At 34.2% G+C, this 21,195-nt stretch carries 18 protein-coding genes and 1 pseudogene; 10 read left to right on the top strand and 9 right to left on the bottom strand.

The genetic code is table 11. The features are described from left to right. Window positions 1–48: 48 nt before the first annotated feature. Genes HS129_10555 through HS129_10545 form a run of 3 tightly spaced genes read left to right on the top strand, consistent with a single transcriptional unit; the run spans window position 49 to window position 4,619 of the window. The gene (locus HS129_10555) at window positions 49–1,977 is read left to right on the top strand and encodes a HAMP domain-containing protein (GenBank protein MBE7412479.1); all 1,929 of its coding nucleotides are present in this window, start codon (window positions 49–51) and stop codon (window positions 1,975–1,977) included. A gap of 11 nt (window positions 1,978–1,988) precedes the next feature. Then, entirely contained in the window at window positions 1,989–3,758 is a 1,770-nt protein-coding gene (locus tag HS129_10550; GenBank protein MBE7412478.1) for a FecR domain-containing protein, read from the top strand. Between the two features lie 48 nt (window positions 3,759–3,806). After that, the gene (locus HS129_10545) at window positions 3,807–4,619 is read left to right on the top strand and encodes a hypothetical protein (GenBank protein MBE7412477.1); all 813 of its coding nucleotides are present in this window, start codon (window positions 3,807–3,809) and stop codon (window positions 4,617–4,619) included. Window positions 4,620–4,632: 13 nt separating this feature from the next. Here HS129_10545 and HS129_10540 read toward each other — a convergent pair whose 3' ends face one another. Then, window positions 4,633–5,247 (bottom strand): hypothetical protein, encoded by a 615-nt coding sequence (locus tag HS129_10540; GenBank protein ID MBE7412476.1) that lies wholly within the window; start codon window positions 5,245–5,247, stop codon window positions 4,633–4,635. A 156-nt stretch (window positions 5,248–5,403) separates the two neighbouring features. Between HS129_10540 and HS129_10535 the strand changes: the two genes are divergently transcribed. Together HS129_10535 and HS129_10530 are read left to right on the top strand one after the other, a co-directional pair. Beyond that, window positions 5,404–6,336 carry a ferredoxin-NADP reductase gene (locus tag HS129_10535; GenBank protein MBE7412475.1) on the top strand — a complete coding sequence of 311 codons (933 nt, stop codon included), beginning with the start codon at window positions 5,404–5,406 and terminating at the stop codon, window positions 6,334–6,336. Between the two features lies 1 nt (window position 6,337). Further along, window positions 6,338–6,556 carry a transcriptional regulator gene (locus HS129_10530; protein MBE7412474.1) on the top strand — a complete coding sequence of 73 codons (219 nt, stop codon included), beginning with the start codon at window positions 6,338–6,340 and terminating at the stop codon, window positions 6,554–6,556. A 15-nt stretch (window positions 6,557–6,571) separates the two neighbouring features. Here the strand turns inward: HS129_10530 and HS129_10525 are convergent, their stop codons facing one another. After that, window positions 6,572–7,750 carry a hypothetical protein gene (locus HS129_10525; GenBank protein ID MBE7412473.1) on the bottom strand — a complete coding sequence of 393 codons (1,179 nt, stop codon included), beginning with the start codon at window positions 7,748–7,750 and terminating at the stop codon, window positions 6,572–6,574. 224 nt (window positions 7,751–7,974) lie between these two features. Here HS129_10525 and HS129_10520 point away from each other — a divergent pair, with 224 nt between their 5' ends. Continuing rightward, complete coding sequence (locus HS129_10520; protein ID MBE7412472.1) at window positions 7,975–8,337, top strand: hypothetical protein; 363 nt, start codon at window positions 7,975–7,977, stop codon at window positions 8,335–8,337. Here the strand turns inward: HS129_10520 and rimI are convergent. Beyond that, window positions 8,311–8,724, bottom strand: coding sequence for a ribosomal protein S18-alanine N-acetyltransferase (gene rimI / locus HS129_10515; GenBank protein MBE7412471.1), 414 nt, complete (start codon window positions 8,722–8,724; stop codon window positions 8,311–8,313). The two genes, HS129_10520 and rimI, sit on opposite strands and share 27 nt — an antisense overlap. Window positions 8,725–8,871: 147 nt before the next feature. Between rimI and HS129_10510 the strand changes: the two genes are divergently transcribed. Together HS129_10510 and HS129_10505 are read left to right on the top strand one after the other, a co-directional pair. Continuing rightward, on the top strand, window positions 8,872–9,753 hold the full coding sequence (locus HS129_10510) for a hypothetical protein (GenBank protein ID MBE7412470.1): 882 nt from the start codon (window positions 8,872–8,874) through the stop codon (window positions 9,751–9,753). Next, window positions 9,743–10,723 carry a DNA-protecting protein DprA gene (locus tag HS129_10505; GenBank protein ID MBE7412469.1) on the top strand — a complete coding sequence of 327 codons (981 nt, stop codon included), beginning with the start codon at window positions 9,743–9,745 and terminating at the stop codon, window positions 10,721–10,723. The genes HS129_10510 and HS129_10505 overlap by 11 nt, the downstream gene beginning before the upstream one ends. Here HS129_10505 and HS129_10500 read toward each other — a convergent pair. Together HS129_10500 and HS129_10495 are read right to left on the bottom strand one after the other, a co-directional pair. Next, the gene (locus HS129_10500) at window positions 10,720–11,901 is read right to left on the bottom strand and encodes an acetyl-CoA C-acetyltransferase (protein ID MBE7412468.1); all 1,182 of its coding nucleotides are present in this window, start codon (window positions 11,899–11,901) and stop codon (window positions 10,720–10,722) included. The genes HS129_10505 and HS129_10500 overlap by 4 nt on opposite strands. Before the next feature lie 113 nt (window positions 11,902–12,014). Next, window positions 12,015–13,226, bottom strand: a complete 1,212-nt coding sequence (locus HS129_10495) for an MFS transporter (protein MBE7412467.1) — start codon at window positions 13,224–13,226, stop codon at window positions 12,015–12,017. 345 nt (window positions 13,227–13,571) lie between these two features. Here HS129_10495 and HS129_10490 point away from each other — a divergent pair, with 345 nt between their 5' ends. Next, window positions 13,572–14,600, top strand: a complete 1,029-nt coding sequence (locus HS129_10490; protein ID MBE7412466.1) for an OmpA family protein — start codon at window positions 13,572–13,574, stop codon at window positions 14,598–14,600. 8 nt (window positions 14,601–14,608) lie between these two features. On the opposite strand, the gene HS129_10485 is transcribed toward HS129_10490, so the two are convergent. The 3 genes from HS129_10485 to ilvC all read right to left on the bottom strand — a co-directional run bounded on the left by HS129_10485 (window position 14,609) and on the right by ilvC (window position 18,271). Continuing rightward, complete coding sequence (locus HS129_10485) at window positions 14,609–16,168, bottom strand: hypothetical protein (GenBank protein ID MBE7412465.1); 1,560 nt, start codon at window positions 16,166–16,168, stop codon at window positions 14,609–14,611. Between the two features lie 49 nt (window positions 16,169–16,217). Further along, window positions 16,218–17,177 (bottom strand): class I SAM-dependent methyltransferase, encoded by a 960-nt coding sequence (locus HS129_10480; GenBank protein MBE7412464.1) that lies wholly within the window; start codon window positions 17,175–17,177, stop codon window positions 16,218–16,220. 92 nt (window positions 17,178–17,269) lie between these two features. Next, entirely contained in the window at window positions 17,270–18,271 is a 1,002-nt protein-coding gene (ilvC, locus tag HS129_10475) for a ketol-acid reductoisomerase (GenBank protein ID MBE7412463.1), read from the bottom strand. A gap of 118 nt (window positions 18,272–18,389) precedes the next feature. Between ilvC and HS129_10470 the strand changes: the two genes are divergently transcribed. Then, window positions 18,390–19,601 (top strand): aspartate kinase, encoded by a 1,212-nt coding sequence (locus HS129_10470; GenBank protein ID MBE7412462.1) that lies wholly within the window; start codon window positions 18,390–18,392, stop codon window positions 19,599–19,601. Window positions 19,602–19,621: 20 nt separating this feature from the next. On the opposite strand, the pseudogene HS129_10465 reads toward HS129_10470, so the two are convergent. After that, window positions 19,622–21,163 (bottom strand): annotated as a pseudogene (locus HS129_10465) (potassium transporter Trk). Window positions 21,164–21,195 lie beyond the last annotated feature (32 nt).

Below are 21,195 nucleotides of genomic sequence, written 5' to 3'. Positions count from 1 at the left end.
AAAATTCACACTTTGACAACCAAATGATTTGAATGAAAAGGATTGTTTGTGAAACCAACAACTAAAAAGGCAGTGCAAAAAACAAAAAAGAAAGGTCAGCCTAAATCGCCTTTTCAGAAAAATATTTCTGAAACTACCTCTGAATTATCTTTACCTTCAAAGGACAGTAAGCCGGAATTTTTACCGTCAAAGTGGACAATTCGTTACAAACTAATTACGATTATTTCTGGACTGATCGTAATTTCACTATCTTTTATGATAGCGCTTGCCACCTTTTTCTTTAAATCAGACAGTGAAGTAAGGATTAAAGAAAATAATATAAATCTCACCGATATAATCGGGCAAAAAGTTTCGTCCGAAGTTCAGTCTTTGGGAAGTCTGTCTAAGGTAGTAGCCTCTACATTAGAGCAAACTCCTGGAGCAGAAACTACACTGGTTCGTTCTCTTTTTGAAAGCGATAAAAATTTAATTTTTGTAGGCTCATATTCTGTATCAGAAGATTTGACTCCAAGGAAAAAATTTTACAATTCATCTTTTTTATCGGAAAGAGAAATTTCTCGCGACTCAATAGATAAAATCACTAACAATCATTCCAATTTTTTTAAACAGTCCGTAAATGGAATGATAAAGATTCAAAATGTCAGTTCCGGTTTCCATTACCCTGTAATTGGAATTTCTTTTCCATATTCTTTTGGCGGTAGGTCTGTAATCATCTGCTACGTAAAATTAGACAAATTCATAGGTGCTTTTCAATCCTCGGGAATTACAATTACTTATTTAGTAAATTCAGAAGGAAAGTTAATGGCTCACCCTGATACAAATTTGGTAAAGCAAGGTGCAAAGTTTTCTGAAGTTCCTATTGTCAAAGCGATGAAAGAAAGCTCTGTAGATTCCGGTCTTACAAAATATAAAGATAAAAATGGAGAGTTATTTATTGGCTCATACAAGAAACTTCCTTCTATCGGAGCCGGTGTAATTTCCACTGTATCCGAAAAAAAAGCCTTTGAAGAAGTTTACAATATTCAAAGAAGAAATGCCTATCTAATGATAGTAGTATTAAATCTTGCTATACTCATAGTGTATTTATTTTCAAAATCTTTAACTTCACCTATTTTAAAACTTGTAGGGGCAGCAAAACAAATAGAGAAAGGGCAATACGCCGTAAATATTCAGCCAACCACAAGAGATGAAATAGGAGTGTTGACAAATTCCTTTGTTTCCATGGTGGGCGGGCTAATCGAAAGAGAGAATTTAAAATCATCTCTCGGAAAATTTGTGAATAAAGAGATTGCAGAGCTTGCATCCAAAGGTGAGTTAAATTTAGGAGGAGAAAGAAAAGTCTGTACAATTTTCTTCTCGGACATACGAGGGTTTACTTCTTTATCGGAAAAACTTCCACCGGAAGAAGTTGTAGAAGTATTAAATTCTTATCTACAGGAAATGGTTAGTTGCGTAAAACAAACAGGTGGAAATGTAGATAAGTTTATCGGAGACGCTATAATGGCTGCATGGGGGACTACCAAAGCCCATGACGACGACCCAAAAAAAGCAATAGATTGCGCACTATTGATGAGAGAGGTATTATTAAAATACAATAGGGGGCGAGGAAGCGTAAAAAAACCAATTATTAAAATTGGAATAGGAATCAATACAGGACCTGTCGTAGTAGGTCAAATCGGCTCTGAAGAAAAATTAGATTTTACTGTAATTGGGGATTCTGTTAATATTGCGTCCAGACTTGAATCTTTGAACAAGACTTACGGAACGGATATTTTGGTTTCTGAATCTACTCTCAAACAGTACATCAAGCTCTACAAAGTTGAGAAATTGCAACCGGTAACCGTAAAAGGAAAATCCGAGGCAATCACTGTGTATGCCGTTCTCGGAAAAGCCGGTGACTCAAAAGCTCCAAATTCCATAAAGGAATTGAGAAATCTTGTAGGAATTGATTTTAAACCAAATCAGAAGAAAAGTTAGCGAATGAGAAAATGGAATTATTAATTAAAAAATTTCTTACTGATTCTTATGAATTCATTAGAATTTACATAGTAGGGAATTTATTTTTTTCAAAAGAGAATCGTATCCCTGCAATTCTTATTTTGAACACTGTAATTTTTTCACTTCTATTTACTTACGATTATCGAAAAAAAGAGAGTTTTGGAACTAGAAAATCTATTGGAAACATTGTTTTTAAGAAAAATTCAGTCCAAAGGAAATTTGACAATAGAATAGTTTGGAGTACGATAGATATTAATAATCCTGTTTCCAATAAAGACTCTATAAAAACTGAAGCGCTTGCAGATGCGATTATCAAACTCAATGATGGAACAGAAATCCATATAGACGAAAACACTATGATTTTTCTCGATTTTTCTGGATTCAACCCTACGATCAATTTTAAAGAAGGCTCGATCAAAATCAAAAAATCTTTTGATAATAGTTTTTTTAGTTCAAAAATGATCATTCAATCCGAGGGTCAGACTGTAGAAATCGGAAAAAGTGATATTAGTTTACGAAGAACAAAAGAAAATTTAGACGTATATGTAGAGAAAGGAAAAGCAGAGGTTATAAGCAATAATACTTCTCAAAAAATAGAGGAAGGTACGCTTGCCAGTCTCGGTGAGAAAGATATTCAAGCGAAAAAAATTTCTATATCCCTTATACATCCTCCCGATAAAATCAGAATTATAGATTCCGGTGAGACTGCTGAAGTAGATTTTTCTTGGAATAAATTCGGCTCTGGAGAAGTGTTTTTAGAAATTTCCAGAAACTCTGCCTTTCAGACTATTTATAAGAAGACTCGTGTTTCAGGAGATAAAATACAAATCTCTATCCCTGAAGGAACTTACTACTGGAGGGTCTCTGCTATTTCTGAAGGGAAAGAAGAGCATAGCGAAACAAGAAAATTAATTATAGTTACAGACTCACAGATTAAAATATTCTCTCCGAGAAATAAAGAAATTATATACCACAAAGATTCCTCCCCTTTGGTAGATTTTCACTGGAATAAGAGATTTCTTTCCGCAGGATACACGCTTACTTTATCTCATAGCCCTGACTTAAAAGAAAAAACCAAGTCTTATGAAATTGATTCCAATAGTATGAGTTTGTCTAACTTAGAGGATGGGGTTTACTATTGGAAAATCACTTCAAAATCAGAGCTTGCAGATATACCGATTAGGAATAGTTCTGTGTCTCAATTTAGTATTCAGAAAAGCATTCAGGTTTCTCCTGTAATTTTACTTAAGCCGGCTGATCAATTTCAATATTCTCAAATTCCTTCAAACATTGCCTTTGAATGGGAGGCTTTGAATACGGATAGTTTTCTTTTACAGATTAGTCAGGAATCAAACTTTAAGAACATAGTATTTGAACAAAAAACAGATCATCCAAATTTTTCATACACTCAAGCCCTGCACAACGGGGAGTATTATTGGAGGGTGAAAAATTTAGAGAAGGGTGGAGATTTTTCTAAAGCGTTTCGTTTTATAGTTTCAGAGCCTGAGAAGAATACAGAAGTTACTTCACCTGTAGTTGTTCCACCCAAAAAAGTAGAGCAAGTTGTAGAGAAACCGAAAGAAGTAATTACCGAAGAAACTATTAAGACAAAAAAAGTTACCACTCAAGAGAAAAAGACTCAACCTGACAGTTCAGAGCCTCAGGTAAAACCGAGAAGACCGACTAAGGAAACCGAAGAAGAAAGAGAGCAGAGAAGAAAAATCGAACTTGAAAAATTCAATGAATATTTAAAAATGTAGAATACATTTTACAAGACAAAATTACAATTTATTTAAGGGTGCAATATCATGGCATACTTTCGCAATAAAAATACAATAAGATTTTTAGGGTTCATTCTTGTCTTAATTTTTGGTTGTTCTGAAAAAAAAGATATCAACGATACCAAACACTATCTCGATTCAATAGGAAAAAGGTATTCTTTAAATATCTTAATCAATCTGAAGACCATAGAATTTTCAAAAGCAACTGAGATTTCTGATAAAGGTCTGACCTTGTTAAAAGAGCTGGCAAACCTCGAAAGGCTAATTATTGAATCTTCTAAAATTACAGATATTGGAATTTCATCTTTGAAAGATGTTCCTAATTTGAAATATTTAAAAATTATGAATTCTCCTATTGGCGATTCGATTGCAAATTCACTTAAAGATTTACAAAAATTGCAAAACCTTGATTTGATAAATACAAGCGTAACCGAAAAAGGCTTAGAAGAAATTCAAAAGTCTCTTCCGAGTGTTACAATTCTTTGCAACACTTGTAAGGCAAAGACGTTGGATGAAACAAAAGTATTTCTGGATTCATTGAAGGTAAATTTTTCTATTGATGAGCTGAAAAATGTAAAGAAACTCTATCTGAGCAGTAAGAAGATTCAGGAAGAGAAATTAATTCTTTTAAAAGAGTTAAAAAATTTAAAAGAAATTGATTTGAATTATTCTAGTGTAACAGACAAGGCAGTTGAATATTTAAAAGAGTTAAAAGGTTTGAGTTTTCTCTCTTTAGAGAATACGAATATGACTGACAAAGGTTACAAAGAATTACAAAAAGAGCTGGCGAGTACAAGAATTCTTTGGAAAGAAAAAGATAAAGATTCTTCTTCTAAATAGAAAATTTGAAGAATTACTTATTTGTAAAAAAATTTACTTTTTGGAAAACAGAATCAATTTCAGAAATATATTTTCTATAGGTCACCCAAATTGTGTAAAATTCATTTTCTTTTTGGACGAGATAAACAAAAGAGTTTAGTTCATTACCGTTTTTGATAAATTCTGCTGACCATTTTTTTATCTTGTAACTTTTTATAAAATTATACTCTACTGTAGGATGATAAGTCGCATTCGGCAAAAAGGAAGTTTCTAAATTTTTCAAATCTATTTCTTCAAAGTTTGGAGTACCTCTAAATTCCCTTATAGTTATAAAAAAAGACTCTTCCTTAACCGAAAATATTTTTAAGTAAGGTTTTTGAGAATGAATCGTGAGAACCACAACATCAAAAGGAAAACTGAGCTTTAATTTTTTATAAATAATGGTTTCATTTTTTTTAATAAGTTGAGAAGGGATTTCTTTTTTGGGGGCTGAAAGAAGTAGGGTAGATAGCGTAAGAGTAATAATTCTCTGATTTTTGAAAACTTGAATAGTGACAGGAAAAATAATTATAAAAACTACTATTAGAAAAATAGCAGTCGAACGATTTCTAAAAAAGAATAAAAGAATCTTTTCAGGGATAGATTTCATTTGATTTTGCAAAACTCGGGATAGATTAAATTTTATATATACTAATTATAATGATTCAAAAATATTAAAAGAAATTTATTCTATTTTTCATGTATTCGAGTAAAAAATAATTTTTTGCTTTACCGTATCTTAGCCATGATTGACCATAAAATTTCTATGAAACAAATTCGAGAACCAAAGATAAATCTATTTAAGAAATCCAATCCTTATATTGCAAAGGTTATTGAGAACGTTCAATTGACCCCGGACTTCGGAAAAGGAAAGCGTCCGAAAAATGAGGGCTTCTCATCTATACACAAAATTATCTTTTCAGTCGATCACTCTAAGTATCCGTACATAATCGGGCAGAGCGCAGGGGTGATTCCACCCGGAGAAGATCCTGAAAAAGTGGCTAAAGGCTCAGACAATACAGGCTATACAGTCAGATTGTATTCTATATGCTCCCCTACTTATGATAGAGATCTTCAAGAAAAAACAATGGAGCTTTTAGTAAAACGTGACAACGCTTATGACAAAGAAGGGAATGTGCTTTATACTGGGGTTTGTTCTAATTATTTGTGCTCTTTAAAGCCCGGTGATGAAGTGGTGATGACCGGGCCTTCCGGGAAAACATTTCTTTTACCGACAAGTGATTTTTCTGGAGATATATATTTTTGTGCTACGGGTACCGGCATTGCTCCATTTTATGGAATGGTTCGTGAACTATTGGAGCATAAATTGATCCAGTTTACCGGAAAATTAACTTTGCTTTTTGGGTCGCCTTATACTGATGAGATGGTATTTAAAAATGAGTTTGAAGAATTTGAAAAAAAATATTCTAATTTCAGATTTTTAACCGCAATCAGTCGTGAAGAAAAAAATCCATTCGATGGGGGAAGAATGTATATCAGTCATTTAGTCAAGCAACTTGGCCTTCAAGTAAAAGCGTCTTTGGAAAATAGAGGGAGGTTTTATATTTGTGGTGGACCAAAAGGCATGGAGACAGGAATACTTGAAGAGATTAAAAAAATTGTGGATAGTTCGCATAGCTTGGAAAAATTTGAAGAAGAGTTAAAAGAAAAAAATCAACTATTTGTGGAGACTTATTAAAATGGCAGAGCTTGGAGTTATTCGTGACATAGACAAGGGCAAGGGAGAAATCATTCGTGTAGAAATAAGTGAGTACAAGGGAAAAAGTTATTTAAACCTTAGAGTTTGGTACACTGATAAAGAAGGAGAGTTGAAACCAACTCAAAAGGGAATTGCAATCCCTCCAGAGTTGTATGAAGATGTGAAGACAGCAATAATAGAAGCCGGCTCTAAATTTTAAATAACACAGGCTCTTTTAGAACTTTTTATTGTAACCAATTTGAACAATATAAATATGTTTCACAATTTTTTGTTCTTGGTAACTTTGGGTCAGCGCCATTTTACCAACGTCTATTGTATTTAGTTTTGAAATTTGATCTAAGACTAAATTATTGATTAGTCCTACTGACTTTGATGGGTCAACTGTTCTACCATCGGCAGGGTTTATATCAGAATATTTTCCGATTTTTGGATAAGTTCTATCGTTGTCATACATATAGGTATCCGGTCTATATACATCAGTAAACGAAATTAAGAAGTGTCCAAAATTAAACTGAAGTTTTGTAGTTACGTCGGTTGCACCTGTTCTTCTGTCTGTGGTATTGTTTGCAGTTTGGTATCCTGCCTCAACACTTGGAGTAAAACGAAAAAATTCTCCCTTGTTAAATTCGTGGTTCATTGTAAATCGAAAATGAATATTGGCATGGTAGGCAGAGCCAGTGTCAGAAGTGAATCTATAATAAGTAGTAAGAGCCGGATTCAAAAATTTCAAAAACGGAAATTTCCATCCTAAAACAAATTCTCCGAGATTGAATCTTGAAGGATAATTTTGGTTGTTCAAGTAGAACATACCCGTTCTAAATCCACCTGCTTTTGTTTCCCAGTCATAATACAATTGCATAGTGAAAGAATCTCTTAGTCCATTTTGTTCCCTTCTCATTCTTACGGCGTTTGGATCATAAGTTATGCTTGCAGGGTCTTTTGTATCTGTCAGTCTGCCTACGTCTCTAATTACTGTGCTTGTCTGGTCTGTGCCTCCCGGACTGGACTGGTATCGGAAGTCGGTATCTCTATTTCCTCTATTTTCAATTGGGTTGTTGGAAGTAAAGAATAGCTTAAATCCGGTGGCAGGTAAAATAAAAGCGACATTAGAAGATATGAGCCAAGCATTGCTAAAAGATTCGTAGGGCTGTAGATTCCTTCTTGCTAATTTTTCTCCCAGCACACTGGAACCGCGAAAATTTAAGTCGTTTGCAATCACTTGAGTAACATCAAATTCATTTTGAGGAGTGATTGGTTTTGTATCTTTGTTTTCTATCGGGGTAGTGGGGGTTTCGGCAACAGGTGGCTTGTCTTTTTTATTCGGTTGTGCAACAATTTGATTGGTTATCAAAAAGAGGAAGAGTAAGGAAAAGCAAAAATGAAATTTAAACAATGAAATACTCCTGATTGAAGAAAATTGTAACGAAACAGCTTTTTGCAATAACGTCATAAACCAACATTTAAAATAGAATTGATTTTATCAAGTTTATTCAACTTCAAGTTTTCATTTATATTTTTATCTTGGAATTGTTGCTTATGTCGCAAACCCTACAAAAAAAAAGTAGAATACAGAAGAGATTCAATTGATCGAGCTAAAATAAGCCGATAATAAAAACGATGAATTACAGCAATAACGATACTATTGAAACAATGTATTTGCGTTTGAAAAAATATTTAAACGAGTTAGAAATTCTGATCTCAAAAGTTTTAGAAGAATTGGAGGACAGTAGGAAAGAGCGATCCGAGTGGTTTGAGTGGCACGAAGATTGGAAAAATGCTTGGCTAAATTCCGACTCAAATAAAAAATCTCTACTCGAAGAAGAAATTGAAAATCTCAAATTTATGACTTCTGTTAGAAGAAGAAAGACATTGTTTGATTTAAGAAATGAAGTAATGGAATTGAAAAAGGAACTAGAAGAAGTACGAGAAAATAGAGAGTTGTTGATGGTTTTTTTAAATCACAGTGTATTTCAAAATTAGGGCATTGCTTTCATCTCTGTAATATTTTTTTCTTGAATGAATCGTTTTAAACCCGCATTTTTGATAGAGCTTTAAAGCAAAATCGTTTGTATCACTAACTTCTAAGATTAGATCCTTTTTTCGGTCTTTTATCTCATAAATTAATTTTTCAGCCAGCCCCTTTCTTCTTTCATCAGGCAGCACCCCAATTCTTAAAATTTCTATTTCAGAAATTGTCTCACTGAATAAAATATAGCCAATAATAGATTGATTGAACATTCCCATTCCATAGAAATTCTTTAGATGAGACTGGATTTGTTCCATGGTCCAAAAAGTATCAGGAAAACAGATTTTTTCTATTTCCGAAATATTTTCTATGTCTGCATTTTCCAATTTTTTTATGAACATTTCGTATTTAGTGCTAATAGAGGGGTTTTTATGAATAGTAAAAATTTTTTTTTTATTTCTTTTTTTATTAATTTTTCTATCCTGTATTGTATGATGAATCTTTCTTTTTTTGAATATACCGTAAAACACAAATATCTTAGAATTGCAATGAGAGTTTTATTAGTAAGTATTTTTTTTGTTTCGATTGTAAATTGTGAAAGGTTGTCCGAGTGGGGTCGAAAAAATGCGAGAAATAAATTACTCGTGCCAGAACCAGACACGAAAGAAGTAGAAAAATGGAAAGAAATGCTCCAATTGGAAGAAGCAGAAATTCAAGAATTAGACTCAAAAATTAAGAAGATGGTACAGAAAACAGGTCAAGCGGGTGCTCTTTCGTGGAAAATTGCAAGAGCTTATATGAAGGTTGCCAACTACGAACTTGGAAGTAGGCACTACACTCAATCTCTCAAAGAAAAGGGAAACGAAAAAGTAGAGGTAATCGGTGCAGAAGTTCACTTTTTTGAAAGTGCGATTCCTTTTTTTGAAAAAGCAAATCTTTATAAGAAAGCAGATGAAGATCTTTTATTTGAAACCGGTCTTGCTTTTGCAAATGCGTCACGCGACAGAGGTTGGGATAAGGAAAGAAGGAGAATTGCACTCAGTATTTTTACAAACCTCACTCGCTTAAACCCTGAAGATATGCGATACCCTTATCAAATTGCTCTAATCTATTTTGATTCTTCAATGAATGACGGGAAAATAGAAGGGGTTGACCCGGAAGGATACAATGATCAAAATAAGGCAATGTTGATATTGGGCGATATTTTAAAAAGAGAGCCTAAGTCTGTTCCTGTAAAATTTGCGAAGGCAAATTTTTTATATCAGTTGGGTAAGACGAAAGAATCAGAATTAGAATACAAATCTATTAAAAGTTTATTGGAAGACTTCAAGAAAAATGGAGTGATTACAGAAGATCTAAAAGAAAATCAGTCCTATAAAAACGTATTAAAAAATCTGGAGAAATTACAACACCCTGCAAATGTTCCATAGCTCAATCAATACTTTGATATTTCTATTATCAATTTCTCGGATAGCGAATTTTGCAAGAAATAGAAAGATAATAGAAGATTCAAAAACCATCGAAGAGCTAATAAAAAAAATTATTGATTATTTACCTAAAACAGAATTATTAAAACACCTGCCTGTTTGCGAATACACAAAAGAGTTGATAGAAAGAGACTCCATTTCTATAATCCACTATTTTGAAAAAGACTATCCAGATTTATTGAGAAATATTTCGGATCCTCCTTTGATTTTATTTTACAAAGGAAATAGAAATCTTTTTCAGATCGAAAAAACTTCTGTAGTGGGTACAAGAAAACCTTCGAGACTATCAAGGTTTGCTGCAAATAAAATTCCCGAACTTTTATCCAAGGACAAAAATATTGCAATCGTATCTGGAATGGCAATGGGGATAGACAGGGAGGTTATGCTCTCTTCTATAGAAAAAAATATTCCTACAATCGGAGTTCTTGGGACAGGAATTAATATAGAATACCCATATATAAACAAAGATTTATACGAAAAAATGAAAAGCTCGGACAACACTCTTATTATTTCAGAGATGAGACCTGATGAAAAATACGGTAAATGGTCTTTTCCGAAACGAAATAGAATTATCACGGGTCTGTCTAATTTGTTAGTAGTTATGGAAGCCCCAAAAAAAAGTGGTGCTATTTCTTCCGCCAACCATGCAATCAGTCAATTTAGGGAGATTCTTGTATTTGACCACAAGAGCCTTTTTAATAACGAGGGGGGACGTAAACTTTTAGAAGATGGTGCAAAGCCAATTACTTTAGATGATATTACTAAGAAAAAAAATTCAATCACACATATTTCTGAATTCTTGGCAGACTCTAAAAATATACCAAAAATTTTGTCCGGTCTCGGCAAATTAGAAAGCGAAGGACTACTGAAAGATATGGGTGGTGGATATTATCTAAATCTTGGCAAAACTTAAGCCAAAAGATTTTCTAAGACAATAGCAATCCCTTGTCCGCCACCGATACATAGAGAAGCGACTCCAAATTTTACTTTTCTGCGTTTCATTTCATAAGCCAAAGTCAGTGTGACTCTGTTTCCACTTGCACCAAGTGGATGACCGAAAGCAATGGCACCACCGTTTACGTTAGTTATTTTCGGGTCTAATTTTAATTCTTTTTGAACTGCGAGGTATTGTGCGGCAAAGGCTTCATTGACTTCGATTAAACCAATATCTTTTAAGGTGAGTCCAGCCGATTTCAGAGCTTTGGGAATTGCAAGAGCCGGACCGATTCCCATTTTCGCGGGGTCGCAACCGCTATGTCCGTATCCAAGGATCAGTGCAAGAGGTTTTTTTCCTAACTTATCTGCAAAAGATTTTGAAGATACAATTACAGCGCTTGCACCATCATTAATTCCGGAAGCATTTCCTGCAGTGACAGTCCCATCTTTTTTAAATGCAGGTTTCAATTGAGAAAGTTTAGAGGTTCCGGATGCGCCTTTGATATACTCATCTTTATCAAATACGACCGGCGTTTTCCCGCCGAGAGTAATCGGGGTAATTTCTTCTTTTAGGATGCCAGAATTAGTTGCCGCCTCTGCTCTTTCTTGAGATGTAGCTGCCCAGTCATCTTGCTCTTGACGAGAAATATTGTATTCGGTTGCAAGATTTTCTGCGGTTAGACCCATGGGCAATTCTACATACAAATCGGTTAAGCCTTGGTTTAAAGAGTCTTCAAATTCTGTAGAGCCGTAACGAACTCCAAATCGAGCGTTTCTAACAACATAAGGAGCCTGACTCATAGATTCTGTTCCACCTGCCAGAACTATAGAGGCTTCGTTCAAATAGATTTTTTTGGCTGCTTGAACTATGGACTCCATTCCGGATCCACAAAGACGGTTTAGAGTGAGAGCTGGTGTTTCAATAGTTAGCCCGGATTTTAGGCCGATGTGTCTTGCAAGATAGATTGAGTCTTTTCCTGATGGAACTACATTTCCAAAAATAGATTCTTCGATTTCTTTTGGGTCAACGCCAGATTTCTGAATAGCTGCCTTTGAAACTTCTACGCCCATTTCTGTTGCACCTATATCTTTTAGTGAGCCGCCAAATGAACCAAAACCAGTTCTTGCTCCATCAATTATTACAGCTTGTTCCATATTTCATCCTCACATTCTAAGTGATATTTTTATAATGAATTCTATTCTTAAAACCAATCTCTTTTTTTGTGCTTGGATTGCACTAATTTTTAAGTTTCCCTATTGCAAATAATTTATTGGCTTTGGAGTTTTTCTTTTTGAATATGAAAAAAGAAAAATAAAACAATGATTGCAGGGAGATTCAGACAAGTAAAAAACTGAAACAGAGTTCTATAGTCTAAAAATTCAATCATATTTTGAGTGAAAAATTCAGAGAATAGAGAGCCTATGTTTGAGATAGCAACTGTAATCGCAAACATTGTTGCAGATATTCTTATGTCGGCAATGTCCATCGACAGGCAAAGAAAGACCGCTTCTTGAAATCCCCATGCAATTCCCCAAATACTTCCAAAAAAATATACAGAATGAACATTCCAAGATATTGAAATCAAAAAAGCTCCTATCGAGAGGAGGATTATGGCAAGAAATGAACTTCTTTTATGCCCAAGTCTGTCAATATACTTCCAGCCGGCAACAGCTCCGATGATGACTCCTATTCCGCGTAACGTATCATAATTGTTAAAACCTTCTTCATTCAAGTCAAAACTTTGTTTGAAAAAATACAAAATTTGACTGTCCACTCCAAAAGAAGATAAAGAATACAGGATTGCGTACAAAGAGAATAGTAAAAATTCAGGCTTCCATAAAAAACGAAATGCAGTCCATTGAAATTTTTCTGATTTCAGCACTTTGTTGTTTCGATTATTAAAAAATAATAATGGAATCGGAAGAATCATAGAAATAGTGATAATCTGAAAAATATAGTCGTAGTTGGACTTTTCAGAAAGTTTCGTAAATAAAAATACAAATAGAAAGTAAGAGATCGATCTCCCAGCAATCATAATTCCCTGGACTTTGCCGTGCTCAAGAATATTCGTGCTGTCAATTGCAAGCCCATCTACACTTGCATCGAAAATTATAATACTGAATACCCCGATGACAATTAATGTTGAAAATAAAACTAAGTTTTCATTGGGTGGGACAAAACCTGCCAGTAAAAATGAAACTCCACCGGATAATAGCCCGATTAGAATATAGGGCTTTCTTTTCCCCAACCATAGAATCGGATAGTGGTCGCTTATGACCCCGATAAAAATTTTCATTAAAAAGGGGATTAAGAGAATCCCGGAAATCGTGCCGATAAATTTTTCGTCAATCTTGTTTAAACTTAAATAGCTTTTATTAAAATTCTGAAAGTAAGCAAGAGCAATACCTTGTACAAAATATATTGATCCAAAAAGAAGGTACAATATACTTTTTTCGTATTTAAGATTTTCTTTTATCATTGGATATAATTTTTGTGGTGTAGAAATTTAAACAAGAATATTATTTTCACGGATTTCATATTTGGATTTGTTCAGAGATTTTCGAGTTAAGTCTCATTATTTAGGCAAGTTTTGCAAAAGTTTTGTGAATAGGCTTTTTACAGTTATACTTTGAGGCTACTAATAAAATGAATTGGTATTGATTTGCAAAAAAGTGTCCGATAATAAGTACAACGTATGTTTGAAAGAGGAGTTGACAAAAATATACAAGGAATAGCAATTTTTACTTATAGTGGATAATTGAAACTATTTATGATGCTCCTGCAAAAAATATAAAAATATTTTCACTTTGTGTAAAGAGGGATTATGGCAAAAAAATATTATAAAAAAATCAAGAATCAAAATTACGATAAGCAATTGTTAGATATAGCAGACGCAGCGATTGCAGGAAGGGGAGATGGACAAATCTCTTTAGACGATGCAGAAAAAATTCTTTGGGCGGTTAAGGATTCCGGTGAATATACGGATATAGAAAAAAAGACAATTCATTATATTCGCGACAATTATAAATTTACTAAAAAAGCAGATACTTGGTTTAGGAAAGAAATCCGTTCTTGGGCTGCGTCTAAAGCCTCAGCAAAAAAGTCAAAACCTGTAAAATCCAAGTCACCTAAAATAAAGCCAATCGAAGAGCCTGAACAGGAACTTTTTTCTAAACCGGATTTAGAGCCGGACCCTGCTTATTATCAGATTCAGAAAACCTCCATCAAGAAAAATGAATTTTCTCATAAGAATAAATTCTATATTATAACAAGTGCTGTTATTCTGATATTGTTTGTTTTGATCTATTTTCTGTTCTTAAAGTTACAGTGTGGAAAGGACACTGGAAAAAAAGAGACTACAATCAATAGAGAGTTGGAAACTAATAGTAAAGAAGAAGTCAAAAAGAAAGAAACAATACAGCCTTCTCAAAATGAACCTTCTAATGATTTGCCAAAAATTGAAACAAAACCAAAAAATTTGCAAGGCGTGAAAACTATTGCAGGTTTGAATCCAAAAAAAATTAATTCGGAGTCTTTGCTCTTTGACGATTCTGAGTTGTATGTAAATAAAAAAAATCGCGCATTCTTGAGAAAGATGGCAGAATTCTTAATAGGAAATCCTGATTTGAAAGTAAAGGTGATCGGTCATACTTGCAATCGTGGGACTGACGAAAACAATCAAAAACTATCTGTAGAAAGAGCTGAATCTATAATCAAATATTTAAAAAATCAAGGGGTCGATTCTTCCAGACTTACTGCAATCGGAGAAGGAGAAAGAAAACCAATTGCAGATAATTCTACAAAAAAAGGCAGAATAAAAAATAGAAGAGTTCAATTTGAAGTAATTGAATAGATGCGCTTCTATTTTTTTGTCACTTGGATGTGGTGAAAAATAAACGGGAAGTCTTGAGTTTTAGAAATAGTTTTTAATCTGGGGTCATTTCTCCAGTCGAGACTTTTCTTGTCTAAATTATTATTAGATGAGGCTTGAGATGGGTTAGTGTCTTTTTGCGTTGTTTGGATGGCATTTTCTGCGATTACAAATTTTTCTGTATTATTTTTGATTAGAGATTGAATCAAATTTTCTAAGTCTGTTTTTTTTTCGGCTACAAAAAAAATCCTATCGGAATAGGAATTTTGCAAATTTAAAGTAGAGGCATATTCTTGAAAAATAATGATTTTCTCAGGAATCTTGTTTAGCTTGGTATTGAAGCTAATAATATTTTTATCTGAATTAGAAATCCAGCGAATATTTTTCCATAGAGAGTAAGAAGAAAATAGAATAGATAGAATAATAAGAATTTGAAATATTGTGTTGAACCCCTTGAAATCAAATTCAGGGATAAGTAATAAAAACAGAACACACAACAATGGAAAAATCCCGAATAAATATCTGGGCGCAATATGGTCTCCGTCGTTTGGGCTAATAAATAGTATCAGACAAAATGAAATAACAATAGCGAAAAATAAAAATTTTTCGGTTACGTTTAGATTTTTTCTGGTGAAAAAAAGAAATATTGCAACGAGGGTAAATGGAGACTGAAAAAATATTCCTCTCAAAGGAGAAAATAACATCATCTGTATAATATTTAACCTCATAGAAATTGTTTCGTTTGTATTTTCCAAAGTGAGTACGTAGCGAAGCCCAAGTGGATGAGAGTGTAGGTAGAAGTTAGTGCTCATTAGAATTCCAAACGGCAAAATAAATCCAAGGCCTGAAAATACGATCATGCTAAGGTTGCCATTTTTTTTGTAGAATAGAAAACTTATTCCAAGTGCAAGATAAACAAACATAAGCTCAAGTCGAAAGAATAAAGAAATCCCGGCGAATAGTCCAAACAGTATATAATAGATTTTTTTGGGTGAGTTGTCTTGAAACGAATGGATTAGAAAATAAGCAGATGCGATAAATAAAAATATAGCTAAAGGATATTCATGATATACAAAATTATACAGTGGAACTGAAGTACAAAAAGCAAACAGAAACAGTAGAAGATTTGTCTTTCGATGGCTGAAGTTTAGAGTTTTTCCGATACGAGAAAGAAAGAATAGAGATAAGATCAAAGACAGAAAAGATAAAATGTATAATCCTCTATAATCAAAAAATTTATAGAACAATGAATTCAGTAACGGAAAGTAGGGAGGAAAATCTATATAGTAATTATTTTCGATTTTGGCAAGAAATGGTTTTGTATATGGCGCATAACGTCCTGTAGAATCGTAAACTCTACCTTTGTAGTCAAAACGAAATGTCGAAAAATTAGAATCTACAATTTGTTTGGTCTGCAAATACATTAGCCCACCATCTCCATAAACAGGCTTTGGATTTTTTACTATAAAAATAAGCAAAAAGTAGAAAAATGAGATGCCAATGAGAACTTTCCATGGTGAGGTGTCTATGATTTCATAAATTTTTCTCAAAATATTCTCCTGCTATTTCATAAGGCTTTTCCCTACACAAAGAGGCAAATCAAATACTTATGTGTAGAGGATAAAATTCCTTTTTTGTAATCATAAAGCATTTATGGATATTAGAATCAGAAAAATCTATGGGAATTGTTTCTTTTGTTATGTCGTGGATTTTTCTTGCCAATATTTTTTCATCGTCTAATTGAAATTTTTTATAATTTGTAGAAAACAGTAAGATCCCATCGTCATTCAATAACTCAAGAGAAGTGTTGATTAATTTCGGATAATCTTTTTGAACATCGAAAGGGGAACGCATCTTTTTTGAGTTTGAAAAGGTCGGAGGGTCTATGATTATAAGATCGTATTTCCATCTCTTCTTTTTTGCTGTGTCCAAAAAAATAAAAACATTTTCTCTGATTGCGATGTGGTCGAACGTATTCATTTTATTTAATCGAAAATTCTCTTTTGCCCATTCTGTGTAGGTATTTGACATATCTACAGAGGTGGTAAATCGTATTCCTGCGTTGGCTGCCACTACACTGAATGAGGCAGTATAGCTGAACAAATTCAATAGTCTTTCTTTGTTTGTGGCAAGCTTGGCTACGAGTTGCCTTGTTTCTCTGTGATCTAAAAATAAACCTGTGTCTAAGTAATCGGTGAGATTGATGAAAAATTCTGATTTGTATTCTTTGATAGTGAAAAGATTTTTTTTGTGACCTAATTTTTCGTATTGAGATTTTCCTTTTTGTTGTTTTCTATATTTCCATATTTGGTGAGAGACAGTGATATGTAAAGATTCTCGGATGGCTTCTTGAATTGTATTTTTTATTTCTTCAGATATTGAATTTTCACTATCTTCATAAATTGCAATATGGGCGTATTTTCCGTAAATATCAATATTCACCGGAAAGTCTTTTAATTCAAAATCATAAGCCCTATACGCTTCGATACGATTTGATTTGAGATAGGTTGAGATTTTTTTATTTCGTTCAGAAATGTACTTTGCAAGAATTTCATTCATATTGTTTTAGCCACTTACAATGTATTTTCCTGAACTTGAGAATTTGGAATTTCAAGTTTACAGGTAGGGCAAGACCCTACCTGTAAAAGGATTTATTTTGCGAGCCACTTCATCATGCTGCGAAGTTTTTTACCGACTTCTTCAATTGGGTGCTTAGCTCCCTTTTCTCTAAGTTTTTGGAAATTGGGATAACCTGCTTTGGTTTCAGCTACCCATTCTTTTGCAAACTTCGCTCCCTTATCTTTTTGAATCTCAGAGAGGACTTCTTTCATTCTTGCTTTTGTACCTGCATCTATAATACGAGGTCCTCTTGTCAAATCACCATATTCGGCGGTGTCTGAAATAGAATACCTCATTCTTGCAAGTCCACCTTCATAAATCAAATCAGTGATTAGCTTTACTTCGTGCAAACATTCAAAATAGGCCATTTCCGGCTCATAGCCGGCCTCTGTCAATGTCTCAAATCCAGCTTGGATTAACGCAGATAAACCGCCACAGAGTACTACTTGTTCTCCGAATAGGTCAGTTTCCGTTTCTTCTCTAAAACTTGTTTCTAAAATCCCTGCACGACCTCCACCTACTGCAGCCGCATGAGCGAGTGCACGCTTACGGGCTTCGCCTGTAGCGTCTTGATGAATTGCGATTAAACAGGGAACTCCACCACCTTCTACATAAACCCTCCTGACTAAGTGTCCGGGGCCTTTTGGAGCAACCATATAAACGTCAACATCTTTAGGAGGATCGATTAAATCGTAGTGAATATTGAATCCATGAGAAAATACAAGTGCCTTTCCTTTGGATAGATTGGGCTCTATTTCTTTTTTGTACATATCAGCTTGAATTGTGTCAGGTGCAAGAATCTGAATAATATCAGCTTTTTTAGAAGCGTCAGAAACACTCAACACTTCAAACCCTGCCTCTTTTGCTTCTTTTTCTGATTTTGAACCTGCCCTTAAACCGATAATGACCTTGCAACCAGAGTCTTTCATATTTTGAGCTTGAGCATGCCCTTGACTTCCATAACCAATCACTGCTATAGTTTTCCCTTTTAAAATTCCAAGATCACAGTCTGTGTCGTAGTACAATTTTGCCATTTTGTTTCCTCTAATAAAAAATTTAAAAACCTTTTACCAGAGAATAAAAATCAAACAGAATCTCAACTATTTAACGATTGAAAAAATAACCATTTTTCAAAATATGGATTTATTCAATATGTCAAATATCATTGTCCAGAAATACGGTGGAACTTCTGTAGGAAGTCCTGATAAAATAAAGAATGTTGCGAATAGAATTAAATCTTATTATGATAAAGGCTCTTCTGTTGTAGTCGTTGTTTCGGCTATGGGACACACTACAGACGAACTTATTGAGTTAGCCGAGAAAATAAATACAAATCCGAGTCGCAGGGAAATGGATATGCTACTCTCAACAGGTGAGCAAGTTTCGGTTTCTCTTTTGGCAATAGCCTTAGAAGCAATTCAGATCCCGTCACAATCTTTCACCGGTTCTCAGTTAAAGATTATGACCGACGGGAATTTTTCTAATGGTAAAATAAAATCAATTGACCGCACAAAAATAGATGAAGCTATCTCTAAAGGCAAGGTTGTAATTGTAGCCGGATTTCAGGGAATAGACAAAGACGAAAATATTGTGACATTGGGGCGAGGTGGAAGTGATACGAGTGCTGTAGCTCTTGCTGCAGTTCTTGGGGCAAAAGAGTGCGAGATCTATACGGATGTGGATGGGGTTTATACCGCAGACCCAAGAATTATTCCTGAAGCAAAGAAACACAATACGATTACCCATGATGAGATGCTTGAGCTTGCAAGTCTTGGGGCAGGAGTTCTTCATTCAAGAAGTGTAGAGCTTGCAATGAATTACGGAGTAACGATTCATGTTCGGTCGAGCTTCAATCAAAGTATAGGTACGTTAGTTGTCAGTGAGGAAAAACTTATGGAAAAGATCAAAGTGAGTGGTGTTACTATTAAGAGTGAAGAAGCAAGAGTTACGATTCCCGATGTTCCAGATAAACCGGGTATTGCCGCTGAACTTTTTGGAAAACTTTCTAAAGCAGATATTTTAGTTGATGTGATTGTACAATCTTCCCCTCACAATGGCATCAATACAATTTCTTTTACAATCCCGCGAAAAGCAGTTTCCACTGCAAAGCCTATCTTAGAAGATTTTATAAAAACCCATGGTACCGGGAAAATAGATATAAACGAAAAAATTGCTATTGTATCGGCAGTCGGTGTAGGGATGAAGTCTCACGTAGGAGTAGCTGCAGATATGTTTAAGGCACTTGCAGATAAATCCATTAATATTGAAATGATTACTACAAGTGAGATAAAAATTTCTTGTGTAATACGCGAGGATCAGGCAAAAATTGCAGTCAAGGCTATTCACGATACTTTTGGTTTGTAAAAATAATAGCTAAAAAAGAATTAACCGACTTGGATTTTTACTCCGTCGTCTTCTTCTCCTAGATTTATTGTACCTGACATTCCTGTAAGTGCGATCAATGCTGTAAATATACCGATTCTTCCAATAAACATAATTGCACAGTAAGAGACCTTTTCAACATCTCCTAAAAGTGGGGTTAGCCCCATAGAATAGCCCACAGTTCCAAAGGCAGAAATCACTTCAAAAAAAATCAAATGAATTCTATGGCTCTCGTGGTGCATCAAAGATAAAATAAAAATCCACGTAGCAATCATTGTAGTTGCCAAAAAGTATGTACGAATACTCATCGCAACTGCGCGTTTTGAAATAGGCTGCCCAAAATACTCTACTGGCTTTTTAGGATTGATTACATTCTTTAGATAAAGAACAAGTATTACAAATGTGGTGATTTTGATTCCACCCGCCGTTCCTTGTGGTCCTCCTCCTATAAACATTAAAGAGCAAATCAGAACTATAGAAGGGTCGGTGATATTGGAAAAACTAAAAATACTAAATCCGGCAGTTCTTGCAGACACAGATGCAAAAATCGAATTGGCTATCTTTTCCGAGAAGTCCAAGGATTTTAAAGTTTTCGGGTTATCGTATTCAGTAATAAAGATACCGATCGCACCTATAGAGATTAGAATCAGGCTTCCTACTATCAATATATGCGTTTGAGTTTTATTGGAAGCTCCTTTAAGGTTATTATTGTAAGATTCAATTTTATTTTCAGTTACACTCGATAGTTTTGTAAATAGAAGATAAATGGGAGAAGGGTCTTGACCTTTGATTGCTTTTGCCATTAGATAGGTTTCACCCCACACTTCAAATTTTCCTGTAATTTCTTTCAGAATTTCCAAGAAAATCTTTTCAAAAAATATTATCACCGGAAAGCCAATCCCACCAAAAATTATGAGAATAGCAATAGTATAAATACTCCCGATATCTTTTACGATAAAAGACAAGTCATCGAGTAAGGAAAAACCTGCGTTGTTGAATGCAGAAATAGACGTGAATATACTGATAAAATATCTGTTTACATTGGATGGAATATTTTCCGGTAAGATAAAAAATAGAGTGATAGCGCCTAACGCTTCTAAAAGAAGTGAAATTTTTAAAATTGATTTTAATATTTCGTAAACTGTGTGAATTTCGTCTTTTTTATTATTTTCTTGATCGATGGCTTGAAGCATAGCTGCACCGATTTCAGAATTTCTTGATAAACCGGAGATGACGAGTCGTCCGACAAGTACGGTAAAAGTTAAGACCCCGAGTCCTCCTAATTGAACCATACATATTAGAAATAGTTGACCATAAAAAGACAGATCACTAATATTGACCGGGCTCAAACCCGTAACACAAGTAGCCGATGCTGCCAAGTACAATGAGTTTATATACGATAGTCTTGTCCCTTCGATCCAATAAAGAATGACTGAGCCGGTAAGTATTGCAAATAGAAAGCTGAACGCAATCAGTCTTGCAACGGATGTTTTTTTAATAATATCGAGTAAGAATTTCATAAAAAATTTTTAGAAAGTATTCATATATCGTGAATTTAGTTTTCTGGGTGAATTTT

It is taken from the genome of Leptospiraceae bacterium (assembly GCA_015075105.1).
GTDB lineage: Bacteria > Spirochaetota > Leptospiria > Leptospirales > Leptospiraceae > JABWCC01.
This window is presented reverse-complemented; position numbering and strand designations above follow the sequence as displayed.